17 protein-coding genes are annotated in these 16,991 nt (G+C 69.3%); 11 read left to right on the top strand and 6 right to left on the bottom strand.

The genetic code is table 11. The features are described from left to right. The first annotated feature begins 25 nt into the window (after positions 1 to 25). The 4 genes from ACSHV8_RS21890 to ACSHV8_RS21875 are packed head-to-tail and all read left to right on the top strand — an operon-like array spanning position 26 to position 3,349. Entirely contained in the window at positions 26 to 1,417 is a 1,392-nt protein-coding gene (locus tag ACSHV8_RS21890; RefSeq protein ID WP_436536856.1) for a PfkB family carbohydrate kinase, read from the top strand. 2 nt (positions 1,418 to 1,419) lie between these two features. Further along, positions 1,420 to 2,103, top strand: coding sequence for an SDR family oxidoreductase (locus ACSHV8_RS21885; protein ID WP_436535608.1), 684 nt, complete (start codon positions 1,420 to 1,422; stop codon positions 2,101 to 2,103). Continuing rightward, positions 2,100 to 2,996 (top strand): glycosyltransferase family 9 protein, encoded by an 897-nt coding sequence (locus tag ACSHV8_RS21880; RefSeq protein ID WP_436535607.1) that lies wholly within the window; start codon positions 2,100 to 2,102, stop codon positions 2,994 to 2,996. Before ACSHV8_RS21885 ends, ACSHV8_RS21880 begins: the two co-directional genes overlap by 4 nt. Further along, entirely contained in the window at positions 2,993 to 3,349 is a 357-nt protein-coding gene (locus tag ACSHV8_RS21875) for a VOC family protein (RefSeq protein ID WP_436535606.1), read from the top strand. The genes ACSHV8_RS21880 and ACSHV8_RS21875 overlap by 4 nt, the downstream gene beginning before the upstream one ends. Before the next feature lie 8 nt (positions 3,350 to 3,357). Here ACSHV8_RS21875 and ACSHV8_RS21870 read toward each other — a convergent pair whose 3' ends face one another. Further along, entirely contained in the window at positions 3,358 to 4,647 is a 1,290-nt protein-coding gene (locus tag ACSHV8_RS21870) for a hypothetical protein (protein WP_436535605.1), read from the bottom strand. A 57-nt stretch (positions 4,648 to 4,704) separates the two neighbouring features. Between ACSHV8_RS21870 and ACSHV8_RS21865 the strand changes: the two genes are divergently transcribed. Beyond that, on the top strand, positions 4,705 to 5,298 hold the full coding sequence (locus ACSHV8_RS21865) for a helix-turn-helix domain-containing protein (RefSeq protein WP_436535604.1): 594 nt from the start codon (positions 4,705 to 4,707) through the stop codon (positions 5,296 to 5,298). A gap of 174 nt (positions 5,299 to 5,472) precedes the next feature. Here ACSHV8_RS21865 and ACSHV8_RS21860 read toward each other — a convergent pair whose 3' ends face one another. Next, complete coding sequence (locus ACSHV8_RS21860; RefSeq protein ID WP_436535603.1) at positions 5,473 to 5,937, bottom strand: SRPBCC family protein; 465 nt, start codon at positions 5,935 to 5,937, stop codon at positions 5,473 to 5,475. Positions 5,938 to 6,035: 98 nt separating this feature from the next. Between ACSHV8_RS21860 and ACSHV8_RS21855 the strand changes: the two genes are divergently transcribed. Then, on the top strand, positions 6,036 to 6,497 hold the full coding sequence (locus tag ACSHV8_RS21855) for a DUF427 domain-containing protein (RefSeq protein ID WP_436535602.1): 462 nt from the start codon (positions 6,036 to 6,038) through the stop codon (positions 6,495 to 6,497). Between the two features lie 4 nt (positions 6,498 to 6,501). Here the strand turns inward: ACSHV8_RS21855 and ACSHV8_RS21850 are convergent, their stop codons facing one another. Further along, complete coding sequence (locus ACSHV8_RS21850) at positions 6,502 to 7,566, bottom strand: mannosyltransferase family protein (RefSeq protein WP_436535601.1); 1,065 nt, start codon at positions 7,564 to 7,566, stop codon at positions 6,502 to 6,504. Positions 7,567 to 7,679: 113 nt separating this feature from the next. Further along, positions 7,680 to 8,654 carry a glycosyltransferase family 2 protein gene (locus ACSHV8_RS21845; RefSeq protein WP_436535600.1) on the bottom strand — a complete coding sequence of 325 codons (975 nt, stop codon included), beginning with the start codon at positions 8,652 to 8,654 and terminating at the stop codon, positions 7,680 to 7,682. Between the two features lie 352 nt (positions 8,655 to 9,006). Here ACSHV8_RS21845 and ACSHV8_RS21840 point away from each other — a divergent pair, with 352 nt between their 5' ends. The 3 genes from ACSHV8_RS21840 (at position 9,007) to ACSHV8_RS21830 (ending at position 14,147) form a co-directional block, all read left to right on the top strand. Continuing rightward, positions 9,007 to 11,796 carry a PQQ-dependent sugar dehydrogenase gene (locus tag ACSHV8_RS21840; protein WP_436535599.1) on the top strand — a complete coding sequence of 930 codons (2,790 nt, stop codon included), beginning with the start codon at positions 9,007 to 9,009 and terminating at the stop codon, positions 11,794 to 11,796. Continuing rightward, positions 11,793 to 13,466: a ThuA domain-containing protein gene (locus ACSHV8_RS21835; protein WP_436535598.1), complete on the top strand. Its 1,674-nt coding sequence runs from the start codon at positions 11,793 to 11,795 to the stop codon at positions 13,464 to 13,466. The genes ACSHV8_RS21840 and ACSHV8_RS21835 overlap by 4 nt, the downstream gene beginning before the upstream one ends. Positions 13,467 to 13,697: 231 nt before the next feature. Then, a complete protein-coding gene (locus ACSHV8_RS21830) occupies positions 13,698 to 14,147 on the top strand; it encodes an SUKH-3 domain-containing protein (protein ID WP_436536854.1) in 450 nt (149 codons plus the stop codon). 152 nt (positions 14,148 to 14,299) lie between these two features. Here ACSHV8_RS21830 and ACSHV8_RS21825 read toward each other — a convergent pair whose 3' ends face one another. Next, positions 14,300 to 14,938, bottom strand: a complete 639-nt coding sequence (locus tag ACSHV8_RS21825; protein WP_436535597.1) for an SET domain-containing protein-lysine N-methyltransferase — start codon at positions 14,936 to 14,938, stop codon at positions 14,300 to 14,302. 217 nt (positions 14,939 to 15,155) lie between these two features. On the opposite strand from ACSHV8_RS21825, the gene ACSHV8_RS21820 reads away from it, so the two are divergent. Continuing rightward, on the top strand, positions 15,156 to 15,680 hold the full coding sequence (locus ACSHV8_RS21820; protein WP_436535596.1) for a DUF2716 domain-containing protein: 525 nt from the start codon (positions 15,156 to 15,158) through the stop codon (positions 15,678 to 15,680). Between the two features lie 363 nt (positions 15,681 to 16,043). After that, complete coding sequence (locus ACSHV8_RS21815) at positions 16,044 to 16,229, top strand: hypothetical protein (protein ID WP_436535595.1); 186 nt, start codon at positions 16,044 to 16,046, stop codon at positions 16,227 to 16,229. Between the two features lie 180 nt (positions 16,230 to 16,409). Here the strand turns inward: ACSHV8_RS21815 and ACSHV8_RS21810 are convergent, their stop codons facing one another. Continuing rightward, on the bottom strand, positions 16,410 to 16,976 hold the full coding sequence (locus tag ACSHV8_RS21810) for a TetR/AcrR family transcriptional regulator C-terminal domain-containing protein (RefSeq protein WP_436535594.1): 567 nt from the start codon (positions 16,974 to 16,976) through the stop codon (positions 16,410 to 16,412). Between the last annotated feature and the right edge of the window lie 15 nt (positions 16,977 to 16,991).

Below are 16,991 nucleotides of genomic sequence, written 5' to 3'. Positions count from 1 at the left end.
AACAACCGTGACGAAACCACTGCTGGTGATCGTCGGCGACACCCTGCTGGACCGCGACGTCGACGGCGCGGTCCGCCGGATCGCCCCGGACGCGCCCGCACCCGTCCTCGACGAGGAGGCCGTCTCCGAACGACCCGGCGGCGCCGGACTGGCCGCCCTGCTCGCGGCCGCCCCCGGCGACCACCGGGTCGCCCTGGTCACCGCGCTCGCCCCGGACGCGGCTGGGGCACGACTGAGCGAACTGCTCACCGCGGCCGGCGTCGAGGTGCACGCGCTGCCACTGCCCGGGGCCACGCCCGAGAAGATCCGGATGCGCTCGCGCGGCCAGGTCCTGATCCGGCTGGACCGTGGCGGCCCGGCCCGGACGCCCGGCGACGCCCCGGACGGCCTGCTCGACGTGCTCGGCGCCGCCACGGCGATCCTGGTCAGCGACTACGGCCGCGGCGTGGCCGGGCACCCGGCGGTCCGGGCGGCGCTGGAGAAAGCGTCCGCGCCGATCGTCTGGGACCCGCATCCGTCCGGCCCACCGCCCGTGCCCGGGGTGCGGCTGGTGACGCCCAACCTGGCCGAGGCGGTGGCGTTCACCGGGGACGCCGGGCACGGATCCACGCTGAGCGCCGGCCGCCGGACCGGCTACCACCTGCGCGAGCAGTGGCGGGCGCACGCGGTCGCGGTGACCTGCGGCGCCGACGGCGCGATCCTGTGCCCGGCCGGGCCGGCCCCACTGGTCATCCCGGCCCCGGCCGACGCCGGGGACGCCGACACGTGCGGGGCCGGGGACCGGTTCGCGGCCACCGCGGCGCTGTCGCTCGCGGCCGGGGCGCTGGTGTCCGAGGCGGTGCAGGACGCCGTCGCCGCGGCCACCTCGTACGTGCTGGCCGGCGGAGTCGGCGCGGCCCTCACCCCGCAGCCCTTCCCGCCGCCCGCGCCCGGCCCGGAACGGATCGGGACCGACGCGGCCGGGCAGCTCGCCGCCTCGATCCGCGACCGCAACGGCGTCGTCGTGGCCACCGGCGGATGCTTCGACCTGCTGCACGCCGGGCATCTGGCCACCCTGCGCGCCGCCCGCGGGCTCGGTGACTGCCTGATCGTCTGTTTGAACAGCGACGATTCCGTACGGGGGTTGAAGGGCCCCGACCGCCCGCTGAACCCGCAGGCCGACCGTGCCCGCCTGCTCGCCGCGCTGGACTGCGTGGACGCGGTCGTCGTCTTCGACGAGCCGACACCGGAGGCGGTCCTGTCCTGGCTGCGGCCGGACGTGTGGGTCAAGGGCGGCGACTACGCCGAGCTGCCCGAGGCCGAGCTGGTCAAACGCTGGGACGGTCAGACGGTGATCGTGCCGTACCTGGACGGCCGATCCACCACCCGAACCATCGCCGCGGCCCAGGCCGCCGTCACCACCACGAGCGGGAGGTAGTCATGGACGCAGTCATCGTCACCGGCGGATCGAGCGGTCTCGGGGCCGCGGTCGTCGATGCCGTGGACCGGGCCGGCGGGCGGCCGTTCGTCATCGACCGGCAGGCCCCCGCGAGCGCCGGCGTGCCCTGGATCGAGTGCGACCTGGCTGACACGCGCGCCGCCGAACAGACCACCCGCAAGGCGATCGAGCAGACGGGCGGGAGGGTGAGCGGGGTGGTGACCGCGGCCGGTTTCGACGTACCGGGTGCGCTCGACGACGTACCCGGGGACGTGTGGGATCGGATCGTCGCCGTTGATCTTCTGGCCACGGCGGCGGTGATCCGGGCGGCGCTGCCCGCACTCAAGGAATCGCACGGGGGCGTGGTCACGATCGCGTCGACGCTGGGGATCAAGGCAGTGGGGGACGCGACCGCCTACTGCGCGGCCAAGTTCGGGGTCGTCGGCTTCACCCGGGCGCTCGCCGCCGAACTGGCCGGGCAGGTCGGCGTTACGCTGATCATTCCCGGCGGGATGCGGACGAAGTTTTTCGACGAGCGCGAGGAACGGTACAAGCCCGGACCGGACGCCAAGCTCAACGACCCCGCCCACGTGGCCGAGGCGATCCTGTTCGCGCTGCGGCAGCCCGCCGGTTGCGCCGTCCGGGAGTTGATCATCGCGGGGGAGACGGAGACGTCGTACCCGTGATCCTCGTCCTCCGTGCCCTCGGCGTGGGCGACCTGGCGACCGGGGTCCCGGCGCTGCGCGCCCTGCGCGCGGCCTTCCCGTCGCAGACGCTCACGCTCGCCGCGCCGGGCTGGTTGACGCCGCTGATCGCCCTGATCGGCGGCGTCGACCGGGTCCTGCCGGTCGACGGCCTCACCCCGTTCCGGGTCGAGGCGCCGTCACTCGCGGTCAACCTGCACGGCAGCGGGCCGCAGTCACACCGCCTGCTGCTGCGACAGCACCCGGAAAAGCTGTGGGCGTTCGGCGGCCCGGTCGGGCCCGAATGGTCCAGCCAGGAGCACGAGGTGCGGCGCTGGTGCCGGCTCCTGGAGTTCTACGGCGTCGACACCGACCCGTCGGCGCTCGGCCTCGCCATACCTTCGGACCCGGTGCCGCACGGGGTGACGATCGTCCACCCGGGGGCGAAGTCGCCGTCGCGGCGGTGGCCGCCGGAAAGGTACGCGGCGGTGGCCCGCGAGCTGCACGCCGCCGGTCACGACGTGATCGTCACCGGCAGCGCGGCCGAACGCGACGTGGCCGCCAAGGTGGTCGCGGACGCCGGACTCGTCCCCGCGGCCGTGCCGGACACCTCGCTGTCGTCGCTCGCCGCCCTGATCGCGCACGCCCGCCTGCTGATCAGCGGGGACACCGGGGTGTCACACCTGGCCACGGCGTACGGGACGCCGTCGGTGACCCTCTTCGGGCCGATGTCACCGGCGCTGTGGGGACCGCCGCCGGACCGTCTCCGCCACCGGGTGATCTGGCACGGCACCGAGAGCACCCGCGGCGACCGGCCCGGCCCGGATCCACACCCCGCCCTACTCGAGATCACCGTCGACGAGGTCCTGAACCTGAGCCGTGAGGAGACGTCATGATCGGACGCTACGAGCACGTGGTCATCGACTGCCCCGACCCGCGGGCGCTGGCCGACTTCTACATGCGGTTGCTCGGCATGCGGGTTGAACGCGACAGCGACGACTGGGTGGTGATCCGGGACGACGCGGATCATCGCCGGCTGGCCTTCCAGCGCGTCCCGCACCTGCGCGCACCGCGCTGGCCGGACCCCGAGTATCCCCAGCAGTTCCACCTCGACGTGATGGTGGACGACATCGACCGGGCCGAGACCGAGGCGCTGGCGATCGGCGCGACCCGGCTACCGCACGAAGGCCCGGACTACCGGGTGTACGCGGATCCGACCGGCCACCCGTTCTGCCTCTGCTGGGGATAGCCGGCTGGTCAGGGGCGCCGGCCCCGGAGACCGCCGAGAGATGGGCAAGCGGCGGTGAGCCGCCGGAACGGGTGAGGTCGCAGCCAGGCCGCGATGCCGGCGATGACGGCCCGATCCACGTGCCGCCCGCCTCCACTGTCTCCACCGTGGAAGAAGAAGTGGTCGTCGTCCCGGTAGACGCGGAAGGTGACCGACGGGCGACCGGCGAGGCCGTGCCGCCAGCGCGCGAGGTCCTCGTCGACGGTGACCTGATAGTCGCGGCCACCCTGCAGGACGAGCATCGGCACGTCCAGCGTGGCCGCCGTGGCGACCTGGTCGTACCCGCGCAGGTCGAGCCAGTAGGAGGCCGGCCAGCCGAACGGCAGGTCCGCGGCCGGCGTCGACGGTGACAGATCGGAACTTTCCGCGAGTGCCGCCTGCCGGCTGATCGCCTCGATCGCGGCCTGGCCGTCCGGTCCGGGCTGTTCCGCCGCCAGGTGGCGAACCGCCCGCACGGCGGCCCGGGGGAGTGGCGCCGCGTCACCGGCCAGGATGATCAGCCCGGCGACGGCTCCGTCCGCCGCCGCGATCCGGGGCGCCGCCCGGCCGCCCGCGCTGTGGCCCAGCAGGTGGACGGGTCCGGCGTGCCGCCGCAGGAGTTCGAGGGCGGCCAGCGCCGGCGGAAGATACTCCTCGACCATGGTGAACCCGGGCGCCGAGGCGAGCCCGGGGTGCGCGTGGGTCACCTTGTCCATTCGCAGGACCGCCACGCCACGACTGGCCAGTCCCCACGCGAGATCTTTGAGCGGCTTGTCGGCCCCGACGCTCTGGTCGCGGTCGAACGGTCCGCCGCCGCCGAGAAGCACGACGCCCGGAGGCCTGGTGGTCCGGCGCGGCATCGACAGGGTGCCGCGCACGGCCAGCGAACCGGAGCCGACCACGACTTCCTGCTCTTCGAAGCGGTCCGGCCGGGCGTATCGGGGCGGCTGCCACGCCGAGGTGGCGGCCGGAGCGATCCGGAGTCCGTGCACCTTCCCGGCCCGGTCCACGCTGAGGATGACCGTGTGCCCGTCGCGCTCCCCGGTCACCGGCACCTCGACCCGGGTCAGGCCCGCGTCGGCCGGTTCGCCCACCGGGGTCCCGATGTCCCAGGTGGAACCGATGCGGGCCCGTTCGGCCGCCCACACGCTCCGCAACGTGTCGGCCGAGACGGCCGCTCGTAGCGGTGGCGCGAAGAGCGCCTCGATCTCGGTGAAGCGGTCCGCCCGGGCCAGGTCGATGATCGCCAGCGCCAGCGCCGTCGGTTCGGTCGTCATCATCCACCGCCATCGTTCTCGTTTTGCGAGAAAGGTAGCAGAACATGAGATCGTGCGGAGATGGGAACCATAGAGTTGCTGGGGCACCCGGCCCGGCTGCGCATCGTGCACGCGTTACGTGGCGGCCGCACACTGACCACGGCTCAGCTGGGCGCGCTGCTGCCGGACGTGTCGAAGGCCATGCTCTACCGGCACGTGGAAGCACTGGCCACCGGCGGTGTCCTGCAGGTCGCCGAGGAACGCCGCGTGCGCGGCGCCGTCGAACGGCACTACCGGCTGCACGAGCATCGGGCCGGCATCGACCCGGACACCGCCCGCTCCCTGTCGAAGGACGACCACCGGCAGGCCTTCGCCACCGCCATGGCCACCATGATCGCCGAGTTCGGCGCCTACCTCGACCGCGACAACACCGACCCGTCCACGGACCCGGTCGGCTACCGCCAGCACGCCGTCTGGCTCGACAACGAAGAACTCCTGACGCTGCTCGCCGAGCTGAAGGCCGTGATCGCGCCCCGCCTGACGAATCCGGCGACCCCGGACCGCACCCGCTACCTGCTCAGCCCGATCCTGTTCCCGAGCGAGGACCCGGTCCTGTTCCCGGGCGAGGAGCCGCTTTTGTTTCCGAGCGAGGGGCCGCCGGGAAACTCAGGATGACATGGCCAGAGAGCCCGGTGCCGGTCCGTTTGATGTGGTCGATCCGCTTCGTCAGCAGAGACAGCTCGGTGTGACGGCCGATGAAGACGTCGACCTCCGGCCGGCAGGTGAACAGTTGGGTAGGCCGAACCTACGGAGGCTCAACCTACCCAACCGAAGCACTCACTGCGAGGATCAGACGCCGGGGCGGTCGATGTCGCCACGCCAGGCGCCGGTCGTCCCGTCGTGGTTCTCGACGAACTCCTTGAAGCGCTTGGCGTCCGCCTTCACCTGGTGGCTGTCGACGCCGACGGCGCTGCCGACCTTCTCGGCGATCCCCTCGGGCTCCCAGTCCAGCTGGATGGTCACCCGGGTCTCGGTGTCGGTCAGGCGGTGGAACGTGACGACGCCGGCGTGCTTGGTGTCACCGCCGGTGCTCTTCCACGCCACCCGCTCGTCCGGGTGCTGCTCGGTGATCTCGGCGTCGAATTCCCGCTTCTGCCCGGCGATCTTGGTTACCCAGTGGGTGTGGGTCGCGCCGGTCTGGGTGATCGACTCGACGCCGTCCATGAACTTGGGGAAGTCCTCGAACTGGGTCCACTGGTTGTAGGCCGTACCGATCGGCACGTTGACGTCCACGGACTCGGTCACGGTGCTCACGATGTCTCCTTCGATTTGGGGCTGACCGTGAACTACCCGGCCGATCCGCCCCCAAACAAGTTGCGTCGATTCGCGCGTCGATATGGCAGGCTGGCCGGATGGAATCAGTCTGGGACTATCCGCGTCCGCCGCGGCTGGAGCGCACCACCGCCCGGGTGACGATCACGCACGCGGGCAAGCTGATCGTCGACACCGATCGCTGCTGGCGGGTGCTGGAGACCTCGCATCCGCCGGTCTACTACGTGCCCCGCGACGCCATCGCGGCGGGCGCCCTCGAACCCGCCGCCGGCCGCTCGTTCTGCGAGTTCAAGGGCTACGCCACGTACTGGGATCTGGTCGTCGCCGAGGTCCGGGTCCCGCAGGCCGGCTGGTCGTACGAAAATCCTTCTCGTTCCTATCGCGACCTCACCGGCGCCGTTGCCTTCTATCCGAGCCGCGTCCAGGAGTGCCGGGTCGACGGCGAGCTGGTCCGCCCGCAGGAGGGCGACTTCTACGGCGGCTGGATCACGTCCGGCATCGTCGGCCCGTTCAAGGGTGCCCCGGGCACGAGCGGCTGGTGACCGCCTATGCGACCAGGAATTTCCCGGACATGAAGACGACCAGGAACACCGCGTGCAGCGACACCCCGGTCACCAGCACCACCCGGTCGACCATCGGCCGGGCCCCGGCCCGGGCCAGGACCAGCAGCACCGCCACCGCCTCCATCGAGTACCGCGCGGCCGACTGCATCGACCGCCCGCCGACCTCGGTCGACATCAGCAGGACGAGTGTCAGCCCGGCGTGCACGACCAGGTAGAGCTGGTCGCGCCGGAATTTCCACGGCCCGGCCACCGCGAGCACCAGCAGCACCACCGCGACCAGGGTGGTGCCGGCGTCGACCAGCGCGCCCAGGGTCGCCGGGGCCAGGGGCCCGCTCATCTGCTGCCACGCGGTGATCCAGGCCCCGCCCGGGAACGTGTACCGCCGCCCCCACTGGTCCTGCGCGATGCTGAACGCCAGCGGGTTGCCCAGCTCGATCGCGCAGTACACGCTGTAGGCGACCACCCCGAGCGGTACCAGCGCCAGCGCGAGCACGTCGGCCCGGATCCCTTTGAGGGTGCGCTGCCGGACGTATTCGACGGCCAGTGGCGCGATCAGCAGCAGCCCGAAGAGCCGGGTCGCCGACGACAGCGCGCCCAGAGCACCCGCCAGCCACCAGTGCCCGCGCCGCCCGGCGTAGAGCGCACCCACCGCCAGCAGCAGGAACAGCGACTCGTTGTAGCCGATGAACAGGAAGAACCCCATCGGGAAGGCGGCCAGGTACCAGGTCGCGCGCTGCGCCACCCGCGGCCCGAACTCGTGTTCGGCCAGCCGGTGCAGCACGGCCAGGGCGCCGATCGCGGCGAGGTTGGCGACCAGCAGCGCGGCCACCACCCCGTCGCCCGGCACGACCGCGTTCACCACGTGGATCAGCAGCGGGTACAGCGGGAAGAAGGCCGGAAATCCGGGGCCCAGGTGGTAGCCGCTCTCGGCGATGCGCACGTAGTGGCCGGCATCCCAGCTGTTCCAGTCCAGCACCGTCGCCCACACGCCCGGATGATCACCGCCGCGCGGCAGCCAGGCCAGGGCACTGACGGCCAGGTGCAGCACGGTGAAGACCGTCCACACCGCCAGCGCGGCCCGCAGAGCCGCATGCCAGGGTCGTGGAGAAGATAAAAGACGCTTTTCCCGTACGGCGATCCGCGGCGCCGCGGTCTCCTCGATCAGAGCCTGCACAGCAGATCCTCCGCCGGTTGCTGTTCCACGCCGGAGTCGTAGGTCACCACGTACGCGGGACGCCCTTGAATCGTGGTGAACACGCGCGCCACGTATTCGCCGAGCAGCCCCAGGCAGAGCAGTTGCAGCGCACCCAGGAACAGCACCGCGACGAGCAGCGACGTCCATCCGGGCACCACGTTCCCGGACAGGTACGCGGCCCCGCCGGCGACCGCCAGCACCGCGCAGCCGGCGATGCCGAGCAGCCCCAGCCAGGTCGCGACCCGCAGCGGCGCCGCCGAGAAGCCGACGACACTGTCCAGCGCGAGCCGGACCATCTTGGTGATCGGATACTTCGAGCGTCCCGCGGCCCGCTGCTCCCGCGTGTAGGTCACCTCCCCGCTGGGCAGGCCCAGCCACGGCACCAGCAGCCGGTACACCGGTTGCTGCTCGGGCAGTTCGGCCAGGGCGTCCACGGCGGTCCGGCTGAGCAGCCGGAAGTCACCCGCGTGGCGCGGAACCTCGGTGCCGGCGACGCGGCGCATCAGCCCGTAGTAGAGCCCCGCGGTCCACCGCTTGAACGCGCTGTCGGTGCTGCGGTCGGTGCGTACACCGTGGACGACGTCCAGCCCCGCGCTCTCGGCCAGCCGCACCATGTCGCCGATCGTCTCGGGTGGATCCTGCAGGTCGACGTCGATGCTCACCACGTACGTCCCCCGGGCGCGACGCAGCCCGGCGGTCAGCGCGTTCTGGTGCCCGCTGTTGCGCCGCAACCGCACGACTCGCAGCTGCGGCCACTGCCGGCGCAGCCCGTCGAGCACGGCCGGGGTGCAGTCGCGGCTGCCGTCGTCGACGGCGAGCACCTCGTACCCCATCCGAAGCCCGTCGAGCACGGGCCGCATCCGCTCGGCGAACAGCGGCAGCACCGCCTCCTCGTTGAACACCGGTACGACAACGCTCAGTCGTGGCGCCTCGTTACTCATGCCTGGGGCTCCCCTCGTGATCAGTTCCGTCGGGATGCTGACCGAGCCGAGCCCGTGATGTGTCGGCATCCCACTGCCCATGGCACGTTCCGGGGAGATACACAGGCTATACACAGAGTTATATGTCTCACCCGCCGTCGCGCTGCAACCGAACGCCGGGCCCAACCGTCAGCCCGCAGCACTTTTGCCGGATGTGACAAAAGTTGATGGGCATCGATCAGAAAGATGGACAGAGACATTCAGAAGTTTTAATGTCCCGGTAACAAAGGCCTTCAATCCGCTGGGACCCCTCCCGGGTGCCGCGCCGCTTCCGCGCGCCCGAAACGTCCCGCTTGAGAAGGGACTCCCGCCCATGTCCCCACACCGCATCAGAGCCTCGGTGGCCGTCCTGGTCGCCGCTCTGCTCGTCGCGCCCGCCCGGGCGAGCGCCCACGACATCGATCCCGGCAACTTCCAGCAGGTCACCCTGGCCAAGGGTGAACCCGAGGTCGGCGAGCCGATGAGTCTGGCCGTGCTGCCGGACCGCTCGGTGCTGCACACCGCCCGCAACGGCACCCTGCGCCGCACCGACGCCGCCGGCACCACCGCGGTCGTCGGCACCCTGGCCGTCTACTCCCACGACGAGGAGGGATTGCAGGGCGTCGGCGTCGACCCCGGTTTCGCCACCAACCGGTTCATCTACCTGTACTACGCGCCGCCGCTGAGCACCCCGGCCGGCGACTCCCCGGACACCGGCACCGACTTCTCGGCCTGGCAGGGCGTCAACCGGCTGTCCCGGTTCACGCTGACCGCCGACTGGAAGCTCAGCGCCGAGAAGACCGTCCTGGACGTGCCGGCCTCGCGCGGCATCTGCTGCCACGTCGGCGGCGACCTCGACTTCGACGCGGCCGGCAACCTCTACCTGTCCACCGGCGACGACAGCAACCCGTTCCAGTCCGACGGGTACTCGCCGCTGGACGAGCGGGCCAACCGGAACCCGGCCTTCGACGCCCAGCGTTCGGCCGGCAACACCAACGACCTGCGGGGCAAGATCCTCAGGATCAAGGTCAACCCCGATGGGACGTACGGAATCCCGGCCGGCAACCTGTTCACGCCGGGCACCGCCGGAACCCGCGCCGAGATCTACGCGATGGGCTTCCGCAACCCGTTCCGCCTCAGCGTCGACAAGCCCACCGGCATCGTCTACGTCGGCGACTACGGCCCGGACGCGGGCGCGACCTCCACCCGCGGCCCCGGCGGCCAGGTCGAGTTCAACCGGATCACCGGCCCCGGCAACTACGGCTGGCCGTACTGCACCGGCACCAACACCGCCACCGAGACCTACGCCGACTTCGACTTCGCCACCGGCACGGTCGGCGCCAAGTTCGACTGCGCCGGTGGCCCCACCAACAGTTCGCCCCGCAACACCGGTCTCAGCAAACTGCCACCGGCAAAAAACGCCTGGATCCGGTACGGCGGTGACGCCGGCACCCCGCCGGAATTCGGCACCGGCTCGGAGTCGCCGATGGGCGGCCCGGTCTACCACTACGACAGCGCCAACCCGTCGGCCACGAAGTTCCCGCAGGACTTGGACGGCCACTTCTTCGCCGGCGAGTTCGGCCGGGGCTGGATCAAGCCGATCCACTTGAACGGGGACGGCTCGATCAACGAGATCGCGAACTTCGCGTGGAACGGCAAGCAGGTCATGGACATGGCGTTCGGTCCGGACGGCTCGCTCTACGTGCTCGACTACGGCACCGGCTACTTCAACGGGGACGCCAATTCGGCGCTCTACCGCTACGACTACGTGGGCGGTGGCAACAAGGCGCCGACCGCGGTCGCCACGGCCGACAAGACCTCCGGGCAGGCGCCACTGACCGTGAACTTCTCGTCCGCGGGTTCCTCCGACCCGGAGGGCGGGGCACTCACGTACGCGTGGAATTTCGGTGACGGCGGAACATCCACGTCGGCTAACCCTGCTCACACGTACGCCGGCAATGGCACCTATAACGTCACACTGACGGTGACCGATCCACAGGGCGCGACGGGCACCGGGGGTGTGCAGGTCGGCGTCGGCAACACCGCGCCCACGGTCACCATCAACGCCCCGGTCGACGGGCAACTGGTCAGCTTCGGCGACACCGTGCCGTTCAGCCTGACCGTCAGCGACCCGGAGGACGCGACGGTGACCTGTTCGCGGGCCAAGATGACCTACGTGCTCGGCCATGACCAGCACGGACACCAGATCACGTCGGCGGCCGGCTGCTCCGGGTCGATCACCATCCCGGTCGACGGCGAGCACGACTCGGCGGCCAACATCTTCCCGATCTTCGACGCCGAGTACGCCGACAACGGCGGCCTGATCACCCACAAGCAGCACCGCTTGCAGCCGCGGCACCGGCAGGCCGAGCACTTCACCACCTCGTCCGGGGTCAACGTCTTCGACAAGCCGGAGGCCGAGGGCGGCAAGACGGTCGGCGACATCAACAACGGTGACTGGATCGCGTTCGCCACGTACAACCTGGCCAACGCCCGTACCCTCAGCGCCCGGGTCTCCTCCGGCGGCGCCGGCGGAACCCTGCAGGTCCGGGCCGGTTCGGCCACCGGGACCGTGCTCGGCTCGGCGACCGTGCCGGTGACCGGGGCGTGGAACGTGTTCACCGACGTCAGCACCACGATCACCAGCCCGCCGGCCGGCACGACCACGCTGTACCTGACGTTCAGCGGCGGCGGCACCGGAGCCCTGTTCGACGTGGACACGTTCACGTTCACCACCGGCGGCACCGGACCGGTCCGCGGGTTCGCCAACAAGTGCCTCGACGTCAACGGGGGCGGCAGCGCCGACGGGACGAAGATCCAGCTGTGGACGTGCAACGGGTCGGCCGCACAGACCTGGGCGGTGAACGGGCAGGTCTGGCGCAATCCACAATCCGGCAAGTGCCTGGACGTCGCCGGTGGCGCGACCGTCAACGGCACGAAGGTGCAGCTCTACACGTGCAACGGCAGCGCCGCGCAGAACTGGGTGGTCTACCCCGACAAGACCGTACGAAATCCGCAGTCCGGTCGTTGCCTTGACGTTTCCGAAGTGAAGTCCGACGACGGGCAGCAGATCCACATCTGGGACTGCCTGGCGGCCGCCAACCAACTCTGGACGATCTCATGATCAGAATCCTGCTCAGCGCCGTCCTGGCCACGGCGTTCCTGCCCGCACCCGCTCTCGCCGCGGACCCCGCCTACGACGTGCTCGTCTTCTCGAAGACGGCCGGTTTCCGGCACGACTCGATCGCCGCCGGCGTCCAGGCCGTCCGGGAGATCGGCGCGGCCAACAATTTCACGGTCACCGCGACCGAGGACGCCACGACCTTCAACAACCTTTCCGCGTACGAGGCGGTGGTCTTCCTCAACACCACCGGTGACGTGCTCGACGCCGGCCAGCAGGCCTCGTTCGAGTCGTACATCCGCGCCGGTGGCGGCTACGTCGGCGTGCACGCGGCGGCCGACACCGAATACGACTGGCCGTTCTACGGCGAACTCGTCGGCGCCTGGTTCGCCTCCCACCCGGCCATCCAGCAGGCGAACGTCAAGGTCGAGGACCGCGCGCAGGCCGCCACCGCGCACCTGCCGCAGACCTGGCCACGCACCGACGAGTGGTACAACTACCGGACCAACGTGCGGGACACCGCGCACGTGCTGGCCACCCTCGACGAGAGCTCCTACTCCGGCGGCGGGATGGGTGCTGATCATCCGCACGCGTGGTGCAAGACGCTCAGCAGCGGACGATCGTTCTACACCGGCGGCGGCCACACGATCGAGTCGTACGCGGATCCGGCTTTTCGTGCTCATCTCCTCGGCGGCATCCGATACGCGGCGGGTCGCTCGCACGCCGACTGCCGGCCCGAGACCGGCTACACGACCCTCTACAACGGCTCGACCAGCGGATGGTCACAGGCCGGGCCCGGCGGCTTCACCAACAGCGACGCGACACTGTCGTCGACCGGCGGGATGGGGCTGCTCTGGTACTCGGCCAAGCAGTTCACGAACTACTCGCTCAAACTCGACTGGAAACTGACCGGTGACGACAACTCCGGCGTGTTCATCGGCTTCCCGGCCTCGAACGACCCGTGGTCGGCGGTCAACAACGGCTACGAGATCCAGATCGACGCCACCGACACACCCGACCGCACCACCGGCAGCGTCTACACGTTCCAGGGCGCCACCGCGGCCGCCCGCGACGCCGCCCTCAACCCGCCGGGGGAGTGGAATGCTTACGAGATCCGGGTCGAAGGCGAGCACCTGCAGATCTTCCTCAACGGAGTCAAGATCAACGACTTCACCAACCCCGATCCCGTACGGTCGTTGCCCGGCTACATAGGCCTCCAGAACCACGGCGACGCCGACCACGCATCGTTCCGCAACGTCCGCATCAAGGAGCTGGGCGGGTCCAGCTCCGGCACCGGTCCCGTCCGCGGCTTCGCCAACAAGTGCCTGGACGTCAACGGCGGCGGCAGCGCCGACGGGACGAAAATCCAGCTGTGGACGTGCAACGGCTCGGGCGCCCAGAACTGGGCGATCACCGGCCAGATCTGGCGCAACCCCCAGTCCGGCAAGTGCCTGGATGCGGCCGGCGGCGGAACCGCCAACGGCACAAAGGCCCAGCTGTGGACCTGCAACGGTTCCGCCGCGCAGAACTGGGTCGCCTACCCCGACAAAACCGTACGAAACCCGCAGTCCGGCCGTTGCCTCGACGTCTCCGAAGTGAAGTCGAACGACGGCCAGCAGATCCACCTGTGGGACTGCCTGGCCGCCCCCAACCAACTCTGGACCCTCCCCTGAGAAGCCGTGCTCAACCAGCCGCTCGATGAGGTTGCGGCTGGTTGAGCACGCACACCAGGCGGCCGGTCACCCACCGCCCCGCAGGGCCCCGAGACCAGGGCCCCGGCCGCGCCTGTCATCGCCTCAAGCGGTGGCGCTTTACGCCCCGCCGCGTGCTCATTTGTCGAGTTGAGTGCATCGGTGTACTCGACTCGTACGCCGCTGCCCTCTACATTCCGTGCCGTGGAATACATGGACGGCTTCGCGGCGGAGACTCGCCGATGCTTGGAGGACTCCGGCTGGTATGTCGGCCGCAGGGTCGACACGGCACGGTGGGAAGCCCAACTGGTGGCAGACGGATTCCCTGCCTTGCACCCGGCAGCCCAGAAGTTTCTCGCCGAGTTTGGAGGCCTCAGCTTCATCGACGGCGGGTCAGGTATCACCCGGGCTCGTGAGCCCTTCAACCTCATGCCTACCGCGTGTGACGGCGAGGCAGGCAGGTTCATCGAGTGGAGCGCCGATCAGTGCCGCAGTATCGCTCCCATCGGAGAACTCGGTGCCGGGACGTGCTCCTGGAGTTGGCTCGGGATTGATGAACGGGAAGAGATCTACCTTGTCGTCGATCGGCTGGCGACATTCGGTCGAATGCCGCTGGCGATGGACGGCCTCGTTCTCGGGCATATGCCTCGCGACCTCGATTGACACCGCAACACATTCGTGACGGCACGACAGGACGTCCTCTTCTGCCGCGATCCGCGCCAGGATGGCCGCCGTTGTCACGGCCGGGTGGCCGACTGTCTGGGGCTGGCGTCTTGTCGTGCCAAGAACAGATCACTCGGCAATCGGCGATGTGCTCACCCTGCGTGCTGATAGACGATCTGCCAATTTCCGGCAAGAACTTTGAGCAGCACGGTCAGGTGCTGAGAACCTAGGTTTGTCTCGGCTCTGGTGGAGCAAAGTGCCTTCCACCGGCCTGTGCCGATGATCCACTCGACCCGGGACAACGACGTCAGCCCGGCACGGAGCAGCGCGGCGACGACAGCATCACCGCCGCGTGCAACCTCGTTGTCGATCCACAGGTCGGCCTCACCACTGATCAAGGCAGCCAGATGATGCGCCGATCGATGCTTCAGCGCGTATTCGTAGGCCCCGAGAAACGTGCTCAACTCACGGGCGGTTTCCGCGTTGGCGTCGATCGTCACCGGTTCGCCTCGGGCTATGGGCCGCAAAGCGATGTCGCAGCATCGGTCGAAATCCTGATAGCAGGACGGGTCGTCGGAGTGGTTGACGAAGCGGGCCGGCGTCGGGTAAAGGTAGCGCTGTCCGCCGAAGCTGTGAACGAAGAGGTCGTCACCGGCGGGGAGGGCTTGGTAGTCGGCTTCGTCAAGCTGCCGGAGCTGGTATGCCACTACCACTTCGCCAGCAGCAAAGTTGCGCGCGGCGTAAACGCCTTTTCCGGCAAGGCTTCCAGACCCGAGCGTCACGTCATTCATCCAAGACAACCTTAACGCCTCATCGGAGCGCCTCGGAGGTCGGTGAGGGCGGCTGACCAGCCCGGCTGCCGGTCGCCCTCTCATGCCGCGCTCCGGTCGCGACGCACGGTTCACCGCCTCCGCGTGCTGGCTGGCTCATGCTCCCGCCGATGAAGAGCGGATGAGGCTGGAGACCAGAGGAGTGGGCAAGCTTCGAGGTTGTAGCTACCCTCTCTTTGTGTCCGAGGATTGCTGGATTGATCTCGACTGGGAAGTTGGCAAAATTCTATGGAACGACTTCGCTGCTCGGTTCCATTTTCGCGCTGGCACCACTCAGAGTAACTGGCCGGCGATCGTTGAGCCGGCGCCGTCAATCACGTGGGATCTGTCGCCCATCTTCGAAGGCGACTGCCCTGGTGGGTTTACCGCCGGCATGATCGCGGTGGCAGGCTTGGTCCTTGGTACTTTGCAGGACTGCACCGATTGGTACGAGGCCGTGGCCTTTCATGACGCGGTTCATCCTTCGGCTCTGTTCCGAGCACATCAAGCCGACGAGCCTCAGGATGTCCCGGGTTGGGACACCGGCGGACTGTTTCCGAATGGTGACTACACCATCTTCGTTGGACGAGACCAGGCGTTCGGTATCGTTGGACATCCGTGGGAACAGAGCCTGTGCGTTTTCGGCGCAGCTGCCGTCAATGCCTTCACCACACGAAATGTCACCGTTCTTGACGCGACTTTGCGGCGCCGGAGTGAGCCGTAGGCCGTGGCGGAGGGAGGGAATCTCCCCTGCCGAAAGAGCGGCGGAACTGTGCGGTCAGCGGCGCACTGTCATGCCGCCGATAGGGTGCGCCAGGCACCCGGATTCCAACCGGCTCATCCCAGTCTGCTCGAGTGCTCAGCGTCAGCATGGCGCCCTTCCCATCTGCTTTTGCCCGGCGCGCGAGCAGGACTACCCGCCGCAGAGGCACCCGCGCGAGTGGCTTCGCGGGCTCACTATTCTGCCGCGAAGGGGTCGTCGTTCTGGGTGAGGCCGCCGCTCGGCGTTGAGCGCGGCGCGGGTGACTATCGGCCCGGCGTACGTTCATCGGAGTCGTGCGGTGCGGCTTCCGATTGAGGAGCTGAGATGCTCAAGCTTGTGACTGCTGATCAGCTGACTCTCGTCAGCGTGGTGGATCGCTGGTTTTGTCTGGACGAGCCGACCTTTATCGACGTTGGGCAGAGCTACTGGATCGATCGCGAGGTCAACGAGTTCTGCGTTGATCGCGGCGGTGACCGGCTGACGCGGCACGCTGGCAGGATGTGCCGCTAGGAACTCCGGCTCGCCAAGATTTGTAATCGAATCTGCCGCGATCCGATCGGGTGGCCGCGCAGAGGCGTGCGGTCTGGTTCGAGAAGGCGTGGCTTGAAGGCTGCCGTTTGATACTCGTCCACGCCCGGTCAGCCGAGTCTGCAGTCAGGTCGGTGAGTCGGGTTTGAGACGCCGCGAAGGTCAATCTCTCCGACTGCGGTGGGCCAGGCCGTCCAGGATGAGGGCCAGTCCGGCCTCGAAGGCCGATTCGTGGTCGATCTTCGGCACGCCGGGCGGCAGGTCGGCGCCGCCGCCCACATCCGCCTGTTCCTCCAGCACGCTGCCGACCGTGTAGCGACTGGCCGCCAGCATCGCCATCTGCGCGTCGTGCTCGGGCACGCCGGACGCGGTCAGGAATTCCATCTTGCGCAGGATCCGGTCGAGGTCCCCGGCCGGGCTGCTGCCGGCGTGCAGCCTCGCGCCGTCGCGGCGCATCAGCAGCGTACGGCGGAAGTCTCTCGTGTTCTCCCGGAACCAGTCGGGCCAGGAGTCGCCGGCCACGGGCAGCGGCGCGTCCGCATGCGGGTCCATCGCCGCCTGCGCCATGGCCGCGAGCAGGTCTTTCTTGGTGCGGAAGTGCCAGTACAGCGACGGTTGTTCGACGCCCAGCCGTTTCGCCAGTTGCCGGGTGCTGACCGCGTCCAGCCCGACCTCGTCGAGCAGATCGAGTGCCTCGGACACCACGGTCTCGCGGCGGATTTTTGTCACGTTGCCAAGTCTATC

Origin of the sequence: Actinoplanes sp. HUAS TT8, from assembly GCF_051380535.1 — a bacterium.
Classification (GTDB): domain Bacteria; phylum Actinomycetota; class Actinomycetes; order Mycobacteriales; family Micromonosporaceae; genus Actinoplanes.
The sequence above is the reverse complement of the archived record's forward strand: the minus strand, read 5'-3'. Positions and strand labels throughout refer to the sequence as shown.

Bases quoted from the DNA above. Each gene is read 5' to 3' on its own strand.
- ACSHV8_RS21865 (WP_436535604.1), top strand. From the start codon at position 4,705: ATGGGAACCATAGAGTTGCTGGGGCACCCGGCCCGGCTGCGCATCGTG.
- ACSHV8_RS21845 (WP_436535600.1), bottom strand. From the start codon at position 8,654: ATGAGTAACGAGGCGCCACGACTGAGCGTTGTCGTACCGGTGTTCAAC.
- ACSHV8_RS21840 (WP_436535599.1), top strand. From the start codon at position 9,007: ATGTCCCCACACCGCATCAGAGCCTCGGTGGCCGTCCTGGTCGCCGCT.
- ACSHV8_RS21835 (WP_436535598.1), top strand. From the start codon at position 11,793: ATGATCAGAATCCTGCTCAGCGCCGTCCTGGCCACGGCGTTCCTGCCC.
- ACSHV8_RS21855 (WP_436535602.1), top strand. From the start codon at position 6,036: ATGGAATCAGTCTGGGACTATCCGCGTCCGCCGCGGCTGGAGCGCACC.
- ACSHV8_RS21825 (WP_436535597.1), bottom strand. From the start codon at position 14,938: ATGAATGACGTGACGCTCGGGTCTGGAAGCCTTGCCGGAAAAGGCGTT.
- ACSHV8_RS21870 (WP_436535605.1), bottom strand. From the start codon at position 4,647: ATGATGACGACCGAACCGACGGCGCTGGCGCTGGCGATCATCGACCTG.
- ACSHV8_RS21815 (WP_436535595.1), top strand. From the start codon at position 16,044: ATGCTCAAGCTTGTGACTGCTGATCAGCTGACTCTCGTCAGCGTGGTG.
- ACSHV8_RS21885 (WP_436535608.1), top strand. From the start codon at position 1,420: ATGGACGCAGTCATCGTCACCGGCGGATCGAGCGGTCTCGGGGCCGCG.
- ACSHV8_RS21875 (WP_436535606.1), top strand. From the start codon at position 2,993: ATGATCGGACGCTACGAGCACGTGGTCATCGACTGCCCCGACCCGCGG.
- ACSHV8_RS21830 (WP_436536854.1), top strand. From the start codon at position 13,698: ATGGACGGCTTCGCGGCGGAGACTCGCCGATGCTTGGAGGACTCCGGC.